A 16414-nucleotide genomic window follows, 5' to 3' on the forward strand; every position below is an offset into this window, starting at 1 on the left:
GACTACGCGCCATGGAGGCCGCCGGTGTTGATCACCGGCTGGGTGGAGGAGTCGGAGCACAGCACCACGAGCAGGTTGGACACCATCGAGGCGCGGCGTTCCGGGTCGAGGTCCACGATGTCGCGGTCCTCCAGCTGGTCCAGGGCGGTCTGGACCATCGACACCGCTCCGTCCACGATCTGCTCGCGGGCATCCACCACGGCCTGGGCCTGCTGACGCTGCAGCATGGCACCGGCGATCTCCGGGGCGTAGGACAGTGCGGAGATCCTGGCCTCCACGATCTCCAATCCGGCGACGGCCACGCGGGCGGCGACCTCGTCGGCGAGCTCCTGGGAGACCACGTCGGTGGAGCCGGCGAGGCTGGTGGCGGCCTCGCCGGGGGTGCCGTCGGCGTTGATGCGGCCCGGCACGGAGTCGTAGGGGTGGGTGGTGGCGACGTGGCGCAGTGCGGACTCGGACTGGGAGTGGATGAACTCCTCGACGTCCTCCACGGAGAAGGTGGCCTTGGCGGTGTCGGAAACCTGCCAGACGACGATGGCTCCGATCTTCACCGGGTTGCCGTTGAGGTCGTTGACCTTAATCTCGTTGGTCTCGAAGTTACGGACACGCACGCTGACCTTGCGCGTGGTCGCCAGCGGCGGGACGAGCGTGAGGCCAGTGGTGCGGTTGGTGCCGAGGTAGCGTCCGAAGAACTGCACGACTTGCGTGTGGCCGGGGTTGATCACGCGCAGCATGGTCAGCACGACCACGGAGAGCAGGATGATGACGACGGCGAGGCCGATGAGCGAGCCGCCGAGGCCGCCGCCCAGGTTCCCGGATTCCAGGCCGACGGCGGCCCAGACGATCAGAGCGATCGGTGCGAGGAAGAGGACGATGCCGCCGAGCAGTGCGGCGACGGCCAGGCCGGTGGAGCCGGACCACGCGCGGTGCTCGCTGATGCTGACGTTGGTGCCTTCGTGGCCGACGGGGGTTCCGGCGACGGCGTCGGGTGCTGGGGCGGGGGTCTCGGGTGACATGGTGTCCTTTCCTTTTTCCCGGCGTCTCCGGGGACGGTCGCCAGTCTACGCTAAAGTGATATCACTTTGATGTCACTGGGAGGACGGTCGGTGTCCGTTGGGCCATGCAGTAGGCTTGATCACCGTGACTGACGCGAAGAACTCCTCCCAGAACGCATCCCAGAACGCCGCCCCTGCCGTCGATGGCGGGGACAACGACCTTCCCGAGCAGGTCAAGGTTCGTCGCGACAAGCGCGACCGCCTCATCGCCGAGGGCGTCGACCCCTACCCGGTGGAGGTCGCACGCACGCACGCGCTGAAGGACGTCGTGGCGTCCTACGCGGTTCTGCCGAAGGACGGCGCCGACGGGGAGGACGCGCCGGACGAGGCGCGCGCCGAGGGCGTCACCTATCTCGCCGCCGGCGACGAGACCGACGTGCAGGTCGGCATCGCCGGACGCGTGATCTTCGTGCGCAACACCGGCAAGCTCGCCTTCGCGCGCATTCAGGACGGCGACGGCACGCAGCTGCAGGCCATGCTGTCGCTGGCCGAGGTGGGGGAGGACGCCCTGGCGTCCTGGAAGGCCACCGTGGACCTCGGCGACATCGTCTTCATCCACGGTCGTGTCGTGGCCTCGAAGCGCGGCGAGCTCTCCGTGATGGCGGACTCCTGGTCGATGGCGTCGAAGTCGCTGCGTCCGCTGCCGGTCGCGCACAAGGAGCTCAGCGAGGACACCCGCATCCGGCACCGCTACACCGACCTGATCATGCGTGAGCAGGCCCGGACGAACGCGGTGACCCGCATCAAGGTGATGCGCGCGCTGCGTCATGCACTCGAGCGCCGCGAGTTCCTCGAGGTCGAGACCCCGATGCTGCAGACCCTGCACGGCGGGGCCGCGGCGCGTCCCTTCGAGACGCACTCCAACGCGCTCGACATCGACCTCTACCTGCGCATCGCCCCAGAGCTCTACCTCAAGCGCTGCGTGGTGGGTGGCATCGACAAGGTCTTCGAGGTCAACCGCAACTTCCGCAATGAGGGTGTGGACTCCTCGCACTCCCCGGAATTCGCCATGCTGGAGACCTACCAGGCCTACGGCACCTACGACACCGGTGCCACGCTGATCCGCGAGGTCATCCAGGAGATCGCCGAGGAAGTCTTCGGCACCACCACCGTGACCCTGGTCGACGGCACCGAGTACGACCTCGGCGGGCAGTGGCGCACCATCGAGATGTACCCCTCGCTTAACGAGGCGCTCGCCGAGAAGTTCCCCGATCAGGATGTGCTCGACGAGGTCACCGTGGACAGCTCCGTGGAGGACCTCAAGGCCTTGGCCGCCGTGGTCGGGCTGCCCGTCCCGGCGAAGGGTGGCTGGGGCCACGGCAAGCTCGTCGAGGAGATCTGGGAGCACCTGTGTGAAGACCAGCTCTACGGGCCCGTCTTCGTCCGCGACTTCCCGGTCGAGACCTCTCCGTTGACCCGCCAGCACCGCACGAAGCGGGGCATCACCGAGAAGTGGGACCTCTACGTGCGCGGCTTCGAGCTGGCCACCGGCTACTCCGAGCTGGTGGACCCGGTCGTGCAGCGTGAGCGCTTCGAGGACCAGGCTCGCCTGGCCGCCGGCGGTGACGATGAGGCCATGGTGCTCGACGAGGACTTCCTCGCCGCGATGGAGCAGGGCATGCCTCCGACCTCGGGTAATGGCATGGGCATCGACCGTCTGCTGATGGCGCTGACCGGGCTGGGGATCCGTGAGACGGTGCTGTTCCCGATGGTGAAGCCGGAGCGCGACAGCTAGTCGCGAGGCAGGCTGCAGTGTCAGCCGAGATGGCGTCCCTGGAAGGCCCGTTCGGCCTGTAGGGGGCGCTACGGGGGTGGTTCCGGGGGGTGCGGGGTGGGGTGTCTCACCTGCTGTGATGGCTCAGTCGTGGAAAGTATCTGTGGGCCAGGCGGTATTCGGGGCTTTTTGTGACGGGGATCATGATTCGTCGTTATGATGTAATCATTATCTGTCCGACCCAATCCATGACTGTGTGTTCTCCCGTTGACATCGGGTGATACCGAGTACAGCGAAAGGTAGCTGCCTCACCATGAGTGACCGAAGCAAGCGGAACGACTCCACACCGGGCCTCAACACCATCAAGCGGGACGCCATCGGTACCGCTATGCGTGTACTGACCCGTTTCACCGGCTCTGACCTGGCCACCAAGTACGGCCTGAGCGAGAAGGTCGACCGTGTGGCCTACGAGTCCACCAAGGGCGGCATGCGCACCCTCGGTGCCATCAACCGCCAGTTCAAGAAGTCCAAGGGCTCCGGCAAGCCGGTCCGCCTGGAGAGCCAGGGCAGTGAGGGCGACGGCACCACCGAGCCCAAGAAGCCCGCCAAGGTTCTCTTCGACCTGACTCCCTCCGAGGATCAGGAGATGCTGACCTCCGCCGTGCGCGAGTTCGCCGAGGAGCAGCTGCGCCCCGGTGCCCACGACGCCGACGAGGCTGCCGAGACCTCCAAGGAAGTCCTCGACACCGCCGCTGAGCTGGGTATCTCCCTGGTTAGCCTGCCGGAGGAGTTCGAGGGGCTGGCCTCCGAGTCCGCCTCCACCACCTCCGCCCTCGTCGCCGAGGCTCTCGCCTTCGGTGACATGGGCCAGGCCGTCGCCATCCTGGCACCCGCCGGTGTTGCGACCACCATCACCAACTACGGTGACGACGCCCAGCAGAAGACCTACCTGCCGGAGTTCGCCGGCGAGTCCGTCCCGCAGGCCGCCGTGATCGTCAATGAGTCCCGCGCCCTGTTCGATCCCTTCGTGCTGCAGACCACCGCGAAGCGTGAGGGCGACAACATCATCATCAACGGTGTGAAGACCATGGTGCCCAGCGCCGGTTCCGCCGAGCTCTTCGTCGTCGCCGTGGACCTGGACGGGGTCAACACCTTCGCCATCGTCGAGTCGTCCACCGAGGGCGTCGTCGTCGAGGCCGACCCGTCCATGGGTATCCGTGCCGCTGGCCTGGGTCGCGTCCTGCTCAAGGACGTCAAGGTCCCCGCCTCCAACCTGCTTGGTGGTGCCGAGCTCGATTCCGAGACCCGCACCGACAACTACGCCGAGATCATCCGCCGTGCCCGCCTGGGCTGGGCCGCCCTCGCCGCCGGTACTTCCGAGGCCGTGCTCGAGTACGTCAAGCCCTACGTCAAGGAGCGTCAGGCCTTCGGTGAGCCCATCGCGCACCGTCAGTCCGTCGCCTTCATGGTCGCCAACATCCGTATCGAGCTCGACGGCCTGCGCATGATCCTGCTGCGCGGCGTCTCCCGCATCGACCAGGGTCTGTCCTACAACCGTGAGGCCGGCCTCGCCCGCCGCTTCGCCGCAGACCGCGGTATGCAGATCGGTCTCGACGGCGTCCAGCTGCTCGGCGGCCACGGCTACACCAAGGAGCACCCGGTGGAGAAGTGGTACCGCGACCTGCGAGCCGTCGGCGTCGCCGAGGGCGTCGTGGTCCTGTAAGTCCCCGTCAGTAACAACATCGAAGGAGCACTGAAATGATCAACCTGGAACTCCCGAAGAAGCTGCGCGGGACCATCAACCAGGCCCACCAGGCCGCAGCGGAGATCTTCCGCCCCATCGCCCGCAAGTACGACCTCGCCGAGCACGAGCGTCCCATCGAGCTCGACACCATGGCATCCCTCGTCGAGGGCATGACCGACGGTGGCGGCAACCTCGCCGGTGCGTCCGGTGGCCGTGGCGACAAGAAGAACGACGGTTCCGTCCGCAATGGCGGCAACATGTCCTCCCTGGTCAACGTCATCGAGACCTGCTGGGGTGATGTCGGACTGACCCTGTCGATCCCTTACCAGGGCCTCGGCAACTCCGCGATCGCCGCCGTCGCCACCGACGAGCAGCTCGAGCGCTTCGGCAAGGTCTGGGCTTCGATGGCCATCACCGAGCCGCAGTTCGGTTCGGACTCCGCCGCCGTCGCCACCACCGCGAAGCTGGACGGCGACGAGTACGTCCTCAACGGCGAGAAGATCTTCGTCACCGCCGGTGACCGTTGCACCCACGTCGTCGTGTGGGCCTCGGTGGACAAGTCCGCCGGCCGCGCCGCCATCAAGTCCTTCGTGGTCCCCCGCGACACCCCGGGCTTCGAGCTCGCCCGCCTGGAGCACAAGCTGGGTATCCGTGCCTCGGACACAGCTCACTTCATCCTGGACAACGTGCGCGTCCCGAAGGAGAACCTGCTGGGTTCCCCCGAGGTCGACACGAAGAAGGGCTTCGGCGGGGTCATGGCGACCTTCGACAACACCCGCCCGCTGGTGGCCGGCATGGCCGTCGGTGTTGCCCGCGCCTCCCTGGAGAAGCTGCGCAAGATCCTGACGAAGGCTGGCCTGGAGATCGACTACGACGCACCGAGCTGGAACCAGCCCGCCGCCGTCGCCGAGTACATCCGCCTGGAGTCCGACTGGGAAGCCGCCTACCTGATGACGCTGCGTGCCGCCTGGATGGCCGACAACAAGCAGCCGAACAACAAGGAAGCTTCCGAGTGCAAGGCGAAGGCCGGCCGCATGGCCACCGACCTGACCCTGCGCGCCGTCGAGCTCGCCGGCACCTACGGCTACTCCGAGCGGTCCCTGCTCGAGAAGTGGTCCCGCGACTCGAAGATCCTGGACATCTTCGAGGGCACCCAGCAGATCCAGCAGCTGGTCGTCGCCCGTCGTGAGCTGGAGCTGTCTTCCGCACAGCTGAAGTAGCAGTTCACAGCCCTAGAAGCGGCTACCGGTCATATCGACCGGGGGCCGCTTTCGGCATGTCCGGGCCCGTGGTGTCGCGGCACCGGCCCGCACAGTGCCCGTACGTCCCGCGTGCATCCCGCACGAGGCGGCCTCTAGGCTCAAGGGTGAGCCAGCAACCGGTGGAGGGTGGTGTGACGCAACCCTGGGGGTTGCCGTTCGATCGTAGGGCGGAGCAGGGCGGGCGACGGTACGCTATGAGAGAGCCGTCGACGGGTGGGCACACACAAAAGAGACGGCCCCGGAGGAGAGAATTACTCTCCTCCGGGGCCGTCAACAGGGCCGTCGTCGGTACTGCGTTAGGCGTCCGAACCCTTCGCTTCGCCGACCTCACCGGTGCCGGCGTTGACCTCCGGCAGTTCGCGGGGGACAACCTTGCCCACCGCATTGCGGGGGAGGCGGTCCAGGAAGACGTAGTTGCGCGGGACGTTGTGGCGGGCCAGGTGCTCCTTGACCTCGGCCTTGGCCTTGTCCTTGAAGCCGTCCTCGTCGCTACCGGGCTTCAGGACCACGTACGCGCAGAGCGACTGTCCGAAGTCGTCGTCGGCGATACCGTGAACGTGCACCTCCTCGACCTCGGGCAGGCCGTAGAGGACGTCCTCGGTCTCCTGCGGGTAGACGTTCTCGCCACCGGAGACGATCATGTCATCGCTACGTCCGGCGATGTAGAGCAGTCCGTCCTGGTAGTAGCCGAGGTCGCCGGTGGCGACGAGACCCTGGATGGTCTCCTTGTCCACGCCAGGCCGGGTGTAGCCCTCGAAGAGCATGTCATTGCCCACGAAGATACGGCCGATCTCGCCCTCGGGGAGCTCCTTGTCATCGTCCCCGAAGATCTTGAGGACCGTGGCCAGCGGCGGCTTGCCGGCGGTCGTCGGGTGCTCCGCAAGCTCCTCGGGTCGGGCGATGGACGCCCAGCTGACCTCGGTGGAACCGTAGAGGTTGTAGAGGACCTTGCCGAACTTCTCGGTCGTCTCCTCGATCACGGTCGGCGGCAGGGCCTCACCGCAGGCGGTGATGACCTGCGTGCCGGGGTTGAACTTCTCCGGCACGGCGGTGAGCAGGCGGCGCAGCATGGTCGGCACGATCGCGATGGCGTACGGACGGTTCGCCTCGATCAGCTTCACGGCACCGCGGGGTGAGAACTTGCGCTGCAGGATCAGGGTGCTGCGCAGGGCCAGGCCCAGCTGGATCTGGGCGAAGCCCCAGGTGTGGAACATCGGTGCGGCCACGTAGTACCCGCGGTGATGCTTCAGCGGGATGCGCGACATGATCGACGACGCCGGCAAGTAGGTGCGCGGCTCAGGACGACGGGCACCCTTCGGGGTACCGGTCGTTCCCGAGGTGAGAATAATGGTGCGTCCACGACGGGGGCGGGTGGGGATCTTCTGCTCGTGCGGCGTGGTGCGCAGGACCTCGGTCAGCGTGGGCCAGTCCGGGTTGCGGGTGGCGTGGTCCTCGGACGCGGTCGCCTCGGCGACGTTGCTGGCGTACTCGACAGCGTCGTCCTCGTCGTCCTCCGGTGCCAGGGCAGCGGTGGTCTGGTTCTCTTCCCAGTTCACGATCACGGGGCACTGGTCGAAGCCCTTGGGCAGCAACGGGATGAACTCCTCGTCGATGAACAGGAGGTCGAGCTTCTGCTCCTTGACGACGGCGCGGGTCTGCTTGGCGGATGCGCCGGTGTTGAGCAGCACAATGTCGGTGCCCAGGCGGCCGTGGGCGCACAGCGCCATGATGAAGCCGCGGTGGTTGCGCGACAGGACGCCCACGCGGTCACGCTCACGCACGCCCGTGCGGTAGAGGGCCTTGGCCAGCAGGTTCGTCTGCTCGTGGAGCTCGGAGTAGGTGATCGAGCCTGCGTCATCGATGATGGCGGTGTGGTACGGGTCGCGGGCAGCGCCGAGGGCGAGGATGCCGGCCGGCAGGAACTCCCACTGATAGATGTACTTGAGAGCCTTGCCCATGGCCACCGGGGACATGGCACCGAGGACTCCTGCCTTGAACAAAGGCACCGTCCCCTTCGCGAGGATGGGCAACTGGTCAAGGGTAACTGCGGGCTGGGATCCGCTCATGGTGCTCCTTCGGGGTGCTCGTGTGAACAGCGACGATGGGGTTTCCGTCTCATTATTATCGTTAAGAGTACATAACAATGGACAGGCCGTCCGGCGTTTCGTGAACTTCACCTGACCGATCGCCGCGCCCGTCATGACAGTTCCCTCACGAGGACGCCGCCGGCGGCCGCAGGGCGTCGGAGCGTCCTGCGCGGGGCCTGTTCGCTGTCGGCGTACACATCGGGAAAGGGCCATGAAAACACGCTCTGACCTGCGCTTAAATAGGGCAAAAGGGGGGTATGGGGCCGTGGAACAAGCTCAGGGGGCCCGTCGTTGTACACAGTGACTGAACGTGGGAACACTGAATCACTAAGGTGGTCCCCACATCCGGACCTTGAAGTGAGGGAGAGCAAATGTTCGAGAGGTTCACCGACCGTGCGCGACGAGTCGTCGTCCTGGCGCAGGAAGAAGCCCGCGCGCTCAACCACAACTACATCGGCACCGAGCACATCCTGCTCGGGCTGATCCACGAGGGGGAGGGAGTCGCAGCTAAGGCGCTGGAGTCCATGGGAATCTCCCTGGAGGCCGTGCGTACCGAGGTCGAGGACATCATCGGCACCGGCGGCCACCCGCCGAGCGGCTACATCCCCTTCACCCCGCGGGCCAAGAAGGTCCTGGAGCTCGCCCTGCGCGAGGCTCTGCAGCTGGGGCACAAGTACATCGGCACCGAGCACATCCTGCTCGGCCTCATCCGCGAGGGCGAGGGCGTCGCGGCCCAGGTGCTGGTCAAGCTCGGCGCCGACCTGTCGCGCGTGCGTCAGCAGGTCATCCAGCTGCTCTCGGGTTACGAGGGCACCGAGCCCGAGGCTGCTCCGGACGAGCCGGCCACGGCAGGCGTTGGCCAGCCGTCCGACTCTGGCTCCGGCGGCAAGCCCGGCCAGAAGTCCAACTCCCTGGTCCTGGACCAGTTCGGCCGCAACCTGACCCAGGCTGCCAAGGACGGCAAGCTGGATCCGGTCGTGGGACGGGAGAAGGAAGTCGAGCGCATCATGCAGGTGCTCTCGCGCCGCACCAAGAACAACCCGGTGCTCATCGGCGAGCCCGGTGTGGGTAAGACCGCCGTGGTCGAGGGCCTGGCCCTGGACATCGTCAACGGCAAGGTGCCGGAGACCCTGAAGGACAAGCAGCTCTACTCGCTGGACCTGGGTTCCCTGGTCGCCGGTTCCCGCTACCGCGGTGACTTCGAGGAGCGCCTGAAGAAGGTGCTCAAGGAGATCAACCAGCGCGGCGACATCATCCTGTTCATCGACGAGATCCACACCCTGGTGGGTGCCGGTGCCGCCGAGGGTGCGATCGACGCGGCCAGCATCCTCAAGCCGAAGCTGGCCCGTGGTGAGCTGCAGACCATCGGTGCGACCACGCTGGACGAGTACCGCAAGCACATCGAGAAGGACGCCGCCCTGGAGCGTCGTTTCCAGCCGGTGCAGGTGCCCGAGCCGAGCGCCGAGATGACCATCGAGATCCTCAAGGGTCTGCGCGACCGCTACGAGGCGCACCACCGCGTGTCCATCACCGACGGTGCCCTGGCTGCCGCCGCCCGGCTGTCGGACCGCTACATCAACGACCGTTTCCTGCCGGACAAGGCCGTCGACCTCATCGACGAGGCCGGTGCCCGTATGCGCATCAAGCGCATGACCGCGCCGAAGGCGATCCAGGACGTCGACGACAAGATCGCCGAAGTCCGTCGCGCCAAGGAAGCCGCGATCGACGACCAGGATTTCGAGAAGGCCGCGTCCCTGCGCGACGACGAGCGCAAGCTCACCGACGAGCGCGCCGAGAAGGAGAAGCAGTGGCGCGCCGGTGAACTCGACGACGTCGCCGAGGTCGGGGAGGAGCAGATCGCCGAGGTGCTGGGCACCTGGACGGGCATCCCCGTCGTGCGGCTCACCGAGGAGGAGTCCACCCGGCTACTCCACATGGAGGATGAGCTGCACAAGCGCATCATCGGGCAGGACGACGCGGTCAAGGCCGTCTCCCGGGCGATCCGCCGTACCCGTGCGGGTCTGAAGGACCCGAAGCGGCCCAGCGGTTCGTTCATCTTCGCCGGCCCGTCCGGCGTGGGTAAGACCGAGCTGTCGAAGGCGCTGGCGGAGTTCCTCTTCGGCGACGACGACTCGCTGATCCAGATCGACATGGGCGAGTTCCACGACAAGTTCACCGCCTCGCGCCTGTTCGGTGCACCTCCCGGATACGTCGGCTACGACGAGGGCGGCCAGCTGACCGAGAAGGTCCGCCGCAAGCCGTTCTCCGTGGTCCTGTTCGACGAGATCGAGAAGGCACACTCGGAGATCTACAACACCCTGCTGCAGGTCCTCGAGGACGGTCGTCTCACCGACGGCCAGGGTCGCATGGTCGACTTCAAGAACACCGTGCTGATCTTCACCTCGAACCTGGGTACCAGGGACATCTCCAAGGCCGTGGGCATGGGCTTCACCGGCTCCGGTGAGACCGATGAGGACGCCCAGTACGACCGGATGAAGTCGAAGGTCAACGACGAGCTGAAGAAGCACTTCCGCCCGGAGTTCCTCAACCGTATCGACGACATCGTGGTCTTCCACCAGCTCACCCGCGAGCAGATCGTGCAGATGGTCGACCTGCTCACCGGCCGGGTGCGCAAGGCCCTGTCGGAGAAGGACATGGGTCTGGAGATCTCCGAGGAGGCCAAGAGCCTGCTGGCTGTGCGTGGTTTCGACCCGGTGCTCGGTGCCCGTCCGCTGCGTAGGACGATCCAGCGCGAGATCGAGGACCACCTGTCCGAGAAGATCCTCTTCGGCGAGATCGGTGCCGGCGAGATCGTGACCGTGGACGTGGAGAATTGGGACGGCACCGGCAAGGGCGAGGGCGCGAAGTTCGTCTTCGGTTCCCGTCCGAAGCCGCTGCCCGAGATCGCCGCGGAACCGGCCGAGGACGCGCAGGACGACGTCATCGATGCCGCGTCCGACGAGGACTCGCTGCCCGAGACGCAGGACGTCTCCGCCGGCGAGCACCGCGAGTAACAGCAGCCAGAACCGGCGCCGGGGTGCGGCGTCCGTCTACCGGGGTAACCGGTAGCGGGCGTCGGCCCCGGCGCCCGTCTGTGTCACGAGACCGTCGACGACGAGGGACGTTAGGGCGCGGGTACGCTGCTCAGCGTCCTCGCTCGTGGCATCGAAGTCGCCGGACGGGACGTCCCCGGCACCCTCGGCGCGCAGGATCGCCATGATGCGTCCGCGGACCTGCCGGTCGGTGCCCTCGAACTTCTGGACGCGCTTCTTCGCCGCGGCGGTGTCCGCGCTGCTGGGGGCGGGGCGTCCCAACGCGATCCAGCGGCAACGCGCCGCGACGGGACAGCGGTCGCACTGCGGGGCGCGGGCGGTGCATACCGTCGCGCCGAGTTCCATGAGCGAGGAGCACATGCCCAGCGCTTCGTCCTGCAGTGTCGGCGTGTGCCGCGGGTTGCGGTAGCCACGTCGGCGCAGCCCCGGATCCTCGTCGACCCAGGGCATCAAGTCGGCGACGTCGGCGAGGTCTCCGGCTTTGGCCGGGCCCTGCAGGAACTCCCCGCGGGCCAGGCGCCGGTGCACCCGCCGCACGTTCGTGTCGACCACGGGCACGGCGCGTCCGAAAGCGAAGGCGGCGACGGCACGGGCGGTGTACTCACCGATCCCCGGCAAGGCCAGCAGGTCGGCGACGGTGCCGGGCACCTCCCCGTCGTGCTCGGCCACGATGGCGCGGGCGCACTCGCGCAGACGCAGGGCACGCCGCGGATAGCCCAGGTTCGCCCAGGCGCGCAGGATCTCGTCGGTCGGGGCGTCGGCCAGATCCGACGGGGTGGGCCAGCGTTCCAGCCACGCCTCCCACAGCGGGACCACGCGGGCGACCGGGGTCTGCTGGGACATGATCTCGCTGAGCAGGACGGCCCACGGTGTGGTCCCGGGGCGTCGCCACGGCAAGTCGCGGGCGTTCTCGTGGAACCACCCGTTGAGCACCGCGCCAAGGCTCGGCTGCGCCGACCCAGCGTGCTCTGCCGTTTTTGTCGTCGCTGCAGTCTCCGTCGCGTCGTGCCTTTGTGCCGTGCCCACGGGAACCCACTGTGCCGCACCGGTGCGCATCCGGCAAAAGGCGGTGGCACAATGGTTCGCATGACTAATGACGACTCGGCTCCGGCCCAGCACACCAACGAATCCTCCGGCCCCCTGACACCGCAGGAGGCCGTCGAGATGTTGATGGCCGGCAACCGTCGCTTCATGGATGAATCCTCCGCCCACCCGAATCAGGACCGTGGACGCCGGGAACTGCTCACCGGCGGTCAGCGACCCAATGCAGTGGTGCTGGCCTGCTCGGACTCGCGCGTGCCGGTGGAGATCGTATTCGACCAGGGACTCGGCGATATCTTCGTGATCCGCACCGCCGGTGAGATCACGGACCTGTCGGTGCTGGCATCGCTGGAGTTCGCCGTCGTCTCCCTCGGTGTGCCGCTGGTCGTGGTACTTGGACACGAGAGCTGTGGTGCGGTCGCCGCCGCCCAGACCGCCCTGGCGACCGGCAGCATGCCGCCCGGTTTCCAGCGAGTTCTGGTGGAGAAGGTCACTCCCTCCCTGTTGGCGGCGCGGTCCCAGGGCGCCGACACCGGCGAGGATTTCGAAAAGCACCATGTGGTGGAGATTGCCAACCACATCGTGGACCGCTCCCCGGGGATCCTGCAGCGTCTGCGTGAGGGCAACTGCGGCGTGGTCGGCATGCGCTACCGCCTGTCGGACGGCCTGGCGGAGCCCGTCGCCTCCTACGGTCTCGAGGTCGAGGGCGTGACCCCCACCGAGGTTCCCTGAACCGTTCCGTAGATGTCCGTAAACGGATGTACTTCACTAGGGCTAGCGGGGTGTCATGACACCGCGGCATCGTCGCTGCTAGTTACACTGGGCCTGTGACCCAGCACAACGACCCCCGCCCTCTGCCCCCGGAAATCTACCAGCGCCGTCGCGTCGGCGCGGTCGTGGCTCTTGTCCTGGTCGTGGCATTGTTGTGGTGGGTGGTCAGTTCGCTGACCGGCGGGGACGAGGGGCAGGACCAGGTCGCCCAGACTTCTCAGTCTTCGCAGAGCTCCGCAGCGTCGGAGGCTCCTGCTTCCTCGGAGCCGTCTGAATCCGAGAGTGTTTCGGAGTCGGCCGACCCGTCCTCCTCGGCGTCCGCTGACCCGTCGGAGTCCGAGGAGCCGACGGAGAGCTCGGCGGCGGGCGTGCCCGACGAGGTGGCCAACAAGGACACCTGTGAACTCGACGACCTGCAGCTCACGGTGCGTCCCGGTGCGCCGACGTTCCGGGACGGCCAGCAGCCGAACTTCTTCCTCGAGGTCAGCAATCCCACTCAGGGCGACTGCAATATTGACCTGAGCGACAATGAGCTGAGCTTCGAGGTCTTCACCATGGACTCTGGTTACTCACGGGTGTGGAGTGACACCGACTGCAATGCGCCGACCTCGACCGGCCGGTTGCGCTTGGATCCGGGGCAGTCCCGCACCTATGAGATGACCGCCTGGTCACGCACGAGTTCCTCGCCGGACTCCTGCGAGAACCGTGAGGCCGTCGGCAATGGTGCATACATGCTCTACGGGCACATCGGGGAGAAGACCTCGGAGTCGGAGACCTTTAACCTCGCATGACCCCGATCTTCGCCACGGCCTCCTGGACGGTGCCGACGGCGATGATCTTCAACCCCTTCGGCGGTGTGGCACGATCCGACCCGCGGGTGGAGTCTGGGACGACGGCGGTGGTGAATCCCAGCCGGCGGGCCTCGGCGAGGCGCTGACGCAGATCGGGGACGCGACGGACCTCACCGCCGAGCCCCACCTCACCCACCGCGACGAGCCCGGTGGGCAGGGCTTTGCCGGAGGCAGTCGAGGCCATCGCCAAGGCCAGCGCTAGGTCTGCGCCGGGTTCGTTGATCTTCATCCCGCCGACGGTGGCGGCGTAGACCTCGTGACCCATCAGATCTACCCCGGCCCGTTTGGCGAGCACGGCCAGCACCACGGCCACACGACTGGCGTCGATCCCGGTGACGACCCTGCGCGGGGTGTGCATCTGAGTCTCCAGGGCGAGGGTCTGGATCTCGCCGAGCATGGGACGACGTCCGTCCATCAGCACCGTTACCGCGGTGCCGGCGACGGGGTCGTCGCGGTGGTGCAGGAACAATCCGGACGGGTCGGAGACCTCACGGATGCCCTCGGCGGTCTGTTCGAAACAGCCGACCTCGTCGGTGGCACCGAAGCGGTTCTTCTGGCCGCGCAGAAAACGCAGGGAACTGTGGCGGTCACCTTCGAAGTTCAGTACCGCGTCCACGAGGTGCTCCACGGTGCGCGGCCCGGCGACGTTGCCGTCCTTGGTCACGTGGCCGACGAGCAGCACGGGGACACCGGTGGACTTCGCCAGGGTGGTCAGCGTGGCGGCGACGGCGCGGGTCTGGGCCACGCCACCGGCGACACCCTCCACACCGGAGGCGTTGAGCGTTTGCAGGGAGTCGACGATGACCAGTTCGGGCTGCACGGCGTCAATCTGGCCCAGGGCAGTCTCCAGGTCGTGTTCAGCGGCGAGGAAGAGCGAACTCGACAGGGCACCGGTGCGTTCGGCACGGTGGCGCACCTGCCCCACGGACTCCTCGGCGGTGATGTAGAGGACGCTGCGGTCCTGGCGCGCCCAGCGGTTGGCGACCTCCAGCAGCAGCGTGGACTTGCCCACCCCGGGTTCGCCGGCGAGCAGGACGGCGCTGCCGGGGACCACGCCACCACCGAGCACCCGGTCGAGCTCCCCGATCCCGCTGGGACGGTGGTTGGCGATCGCCGGGTCGATGTCGGTGACCGCCTTGGCTGGCGAGGTCGGGGTCAGCCCCGTGGCGCGCGCCCCGCCCGCGCCACCGGCCCCGCCGGCAGCGGCGGGGGCCACCGCGTCCATCGTCCCCCATTCCTGGCAGGAGGGGCACCGGCCCACCCACTTCGACACCTGGTGGCCGCAGGACGTGCAGGCGTAGGAGCTGCGGGACTTTTTCGGTGCGGTCTTCGTGGCCATGCTCCACACACTAGTACCGGGCACGGACATGAAAAACGCGCCTTCCCCTGTGGCAGGGGAAGACGCGTTCGACTAGCGGAAAACTAGCCGATGTCGGCGCCCTCGTGGTCGCCGTCGATGGTGTCGGTGCCCTGGCGGGTCACGCCGTCCTGGTGGCGGTTGGTGTGGCCGGCCTCGGCGTACCAGGCGGTGATGGGGGCGTTGATCTCGAGATCGCCGTTGCTGAACTCGAAGGTCACGACGCGGGCGGCACCGGTGTAGAAGTTCTCGCCCTCGACCGTGGTCTCCAGGTACTCGACGCAGCCGGCGTCGGCGTCCTCCGGGTTCATGTCCGCGATCGCGGACTCGGAGTCGGCCACCAGCGAGCAGTCCGGGGAGACGGTCACGTTGCCGCCGATGTCCAGGGTGGCGTCCTGCACGGAGACGCTCTCCAGGGTGATGTCGTTGCCCTCGATGCCCTGGTTGGCGAGGTTGAACTTCAGTGCGACGGAGTTGTCCTCCTGGGTGATCAGGGTGACGTCCCGCACGGCGGCGTCCCCGAGGTCGCCGTCCGTGCCGTTGACGGCGGCCACCTGGTTCGCGGTCTGGGAGATCTGACCCGCGCCACAGGCGGTCAGGGCCAGGGCCGCAAAGCCGGCGGTGACGGCGAGCAGCCGACGCGCGGCGGGCTTCCGGTTCTTCACTGTTGTTCTCCTCCATCTGAGGCCCGTTTCGGGGGGCCGTCAACTGCAGATGATATGTCCCGACACGTGTCACGGTGACGGGTCTCGTCGAGTCCACATTAACCTGTGAGGGGGCTGGACACATAGTCGGAGGAGTTATCTAGGGGTGGCGTGCAGGGTGGCGCACAGGATGAGGTGCCCGTGGCGGGCGGGGTTGAGCAGCAGGGTGCTAAACTGGCTCGTCATGGAGTTCAACATCGGGGACGTCGTCGTTTACCCCCACCACGGTGCCGCAGTGATCGAGGGAATTGAGCAGCGCGTTTTCAAGGGGGAGCCGGTCGATTACCTCGTGCTCCGGGTGAACCAGGGGGACCTGCTCGTCCGGGTGCCCGCAGCGAATGCCGAGACCGTCGGTGTGCGCGACGTCGTCGGTGAGGAGGGGCTGCTGAAGGTCTTCTCCGTCCTGCGTGAGACGGACGTCGAGGAGGCGGGCAACTGGTCCCGCCGCTACAAGGCCAACCAGGAGCGTCTGGCCTCCGGCGACGTGAACCGGGTGGCCGAGGTCGTGCGCGACCTGTGGCGTCGTGACCAGGACCGCGGCCTGTCCGCCGGCGAGAAGCGCATGCTGGCCAAGGCCCGCCTGGTGCTCGTCGGCGAGCTCGCCCTCGCCGAGGGTGTCGACAACAAGAAGGCGGATGACACGGTGCGTCGGATGGAAGAGACCATCGTGCGCCACCGTGAGGAGTCTGCCGCCCGCCGTGCCGCCGGCGTCGGGGAGGACGAGGCACCGCAGTCCGTCGACCTCGACGACGAGCTCGGCGAAGACGAGGACTGA

The 16414-nt window shown here is 67.2% G+C and carries 12 protein-coding genes; 7 read left to right on the forward strand and 5 right to left on the reverse strand.

Annotation, left to right across the window (positions count from 1 at the left end):
• Positions 1-2: 2 nt before the first annotated feature.
• Complete coding sequence (locus ACT3SZ_RS12860) at positions 3-1016, reverse strand: SPFH domain-containing protein (RefSeq protein ID WP_444619205.1); 1014 nt, start codon at positions 1014-1016, stop codon at positions 3-5.
• Between the two features lie 124 nt (positions 1017-1140).
• Between ACT3SZ_RS12860 and lysS the strand changes: the two genes are divergently transcribed.
• The 3 genes from lysS to ACT3SZ_RS12875 all read left to right on the forward strand — a co-directional run bounded on the left by lysS (position 1141) and on the right by ACT3SZ_RS12875 (position 5733).
• Positions 1141-2790, forward strand: a complete 1650-nt coding sequence (lysS, locus tag ACT3SZ_RS12865) for a lysine--tRNA ligase (protein ID WP_444619207.1) — start codon at positions 1141-1143, stop codon at positions 2788-2790.
• Between the two features lie 292 nt (positions 2791-3082).
• Complete coding sequence (locus ACT3SZ_RS12870) at positions 3083-4492, forward strand: acyl-CoA dehydrogenase family protein (RefSeq protein WP_444619209.1); 1410 nt, start codon at positions 3083-3085, stop codon at positions 4490-4492.
• A 35-nt stretch (positions 4493-4527) separates the two neighbouring features.
• The gene (locus ACT3SZ_RS12875) at positions 4528-5733 is read left to right on the forward strand and encodes an acyl-CoA dehydrogenase family protein (RefSeq protein ID WP_444619211.1); all 1206 of its coding nucleotides are present in this window, start codon (positions 4528-4530) and stop codon (positions 5731-5733) included.
• 338 nt (positions 5734-6071) lie between these two features.
• Here the strand turns inward: ACT3SZ_RS12875 and ACT3SZ_RS12880 are convergent, their stop codons facing one another.
• Positions 6072-7841, reverse strand: coding sequence for an AMP-binding protein (locus ACT3SZ_RS12880; RefSeq protein WP_444619213.1), 1770 nt, complete (start codon positions 7839-7841; stop codon positions 6072-6074).
• A gap of 392 nt (positions 7842-8233) precedes the next feature.
• Here ACT3SZ_RS12880 and ACT3SZ_RS12885 point away from each other — a divergent pair, with 392 nt between their 5' ends.
• A complete protein-coding gene (locus ACT3SZ_RS12885) occupies positions 8234-10876 on the forward strand; it encodes an ATP-dependent Clp protease ATP-binding subunit (RefSeq protein ID WP_444619215.1) in 2643 nt (880 codons plus the stop codon).
• Positions 10877-10912: 36 nt separating this feature from the next.
• Here the strand turns inward: ACT3SZ_RS12885 and ACT3SZ_RS12890 are convergent, their stop codons facing one another.
• On the reverse strand, positions 10913-11848 hold the full coding sequence (locus ACT3SZ_RS12890; protein WP_444619360.1) for an A/G-specific adenine glycosylase: 936 nt from the start codon (positions 11846-11848) through the stop codon (positions 10913-10915).
• A 153-nt stretch (positions 11849-12001) separates the two neighbouring features.
• Between ACT3SZ_RS12890 and ACT3SZ_RS12895 the strand changes: the two genes are divergently transcribed.
• Together ACT3SZ_RS12895 and ACT3SZ_RS12900 are read left to right on the forward strand one after the other, a co-directional pair.
• The gene (locus ACT3SZ_RS12895) at positions 12002-12688 is read left to right on the forward strand and encodes a carbonic anhydrase (RefSeq protein ID WP_444619217.1); all 687 of its coding nucleotides are present in this window, start codon (positions 12002-12004) and stop codon (positions 12686-12688) included.
• A gap of 95 nt (positions 12689-12783) precedes the next feature.
• Positions 12784-13518, forward strand: coding sequence for a hypothetical protein (locus ACT3SZ_RS12900; protein WP_444619219.1), 735 nt, complete (start codon positions 12784-12786; stop codon positions 13516-13518).
• Here the strand turns inward: ACT3SZ_RS12900 and radA are convergent.
• Positions 13505-14917, reverse strand: coding sequence for a DNA repair protein RadA (gene radA / locus ACT3SZ_RS12905; protein ID WP_444619220.1), 1413 nt, complete (start codon positions 14915-14917; stop codon positions 13505-13507). The genes ACT3SZ_RS12900 and radA overlap by 14 nt on opposite strands.
• An 83-nt stretch (positions 14918-15000) precedes the next feature.
• Positions 15001-15600 carry a hypothetical protein gene (locus ACT3SZ_RS12910; RefSeq protein ID WP_444619222.1) on the reverse strand — a complete coding sequence of 200 codons (600 nt, stop codon included), beginning with the start codon at positions 15598-15600 and terminating at the stop codon, positions 15001-15003.
• Between the two features lie 223 nt (positions 15601-15823).
• Between ACT3SZ_RS12910 and ACT3SZ_RS12915 the strand changes: the two genes are divergently transcribed.
• On the forward strand, positions 15824-16414 hold the full coding sequence (locus ACT3SZ_RS12915) for a CarD family transcriptional regulator (RefSeq protein WP_444619224.1): 591 nt from the start codon (positions 15824-15826) through the stop codon (positions 16412-16414).

The organism is Corynebacterium sp. AOP40-9SA-29 (assembly GCF_052377405.1).
GTDB lineage: Bacteria > Actinomycetota > Actinomycetes > Mycobacteriales > Mycobacteriaceae > Corynebacterium.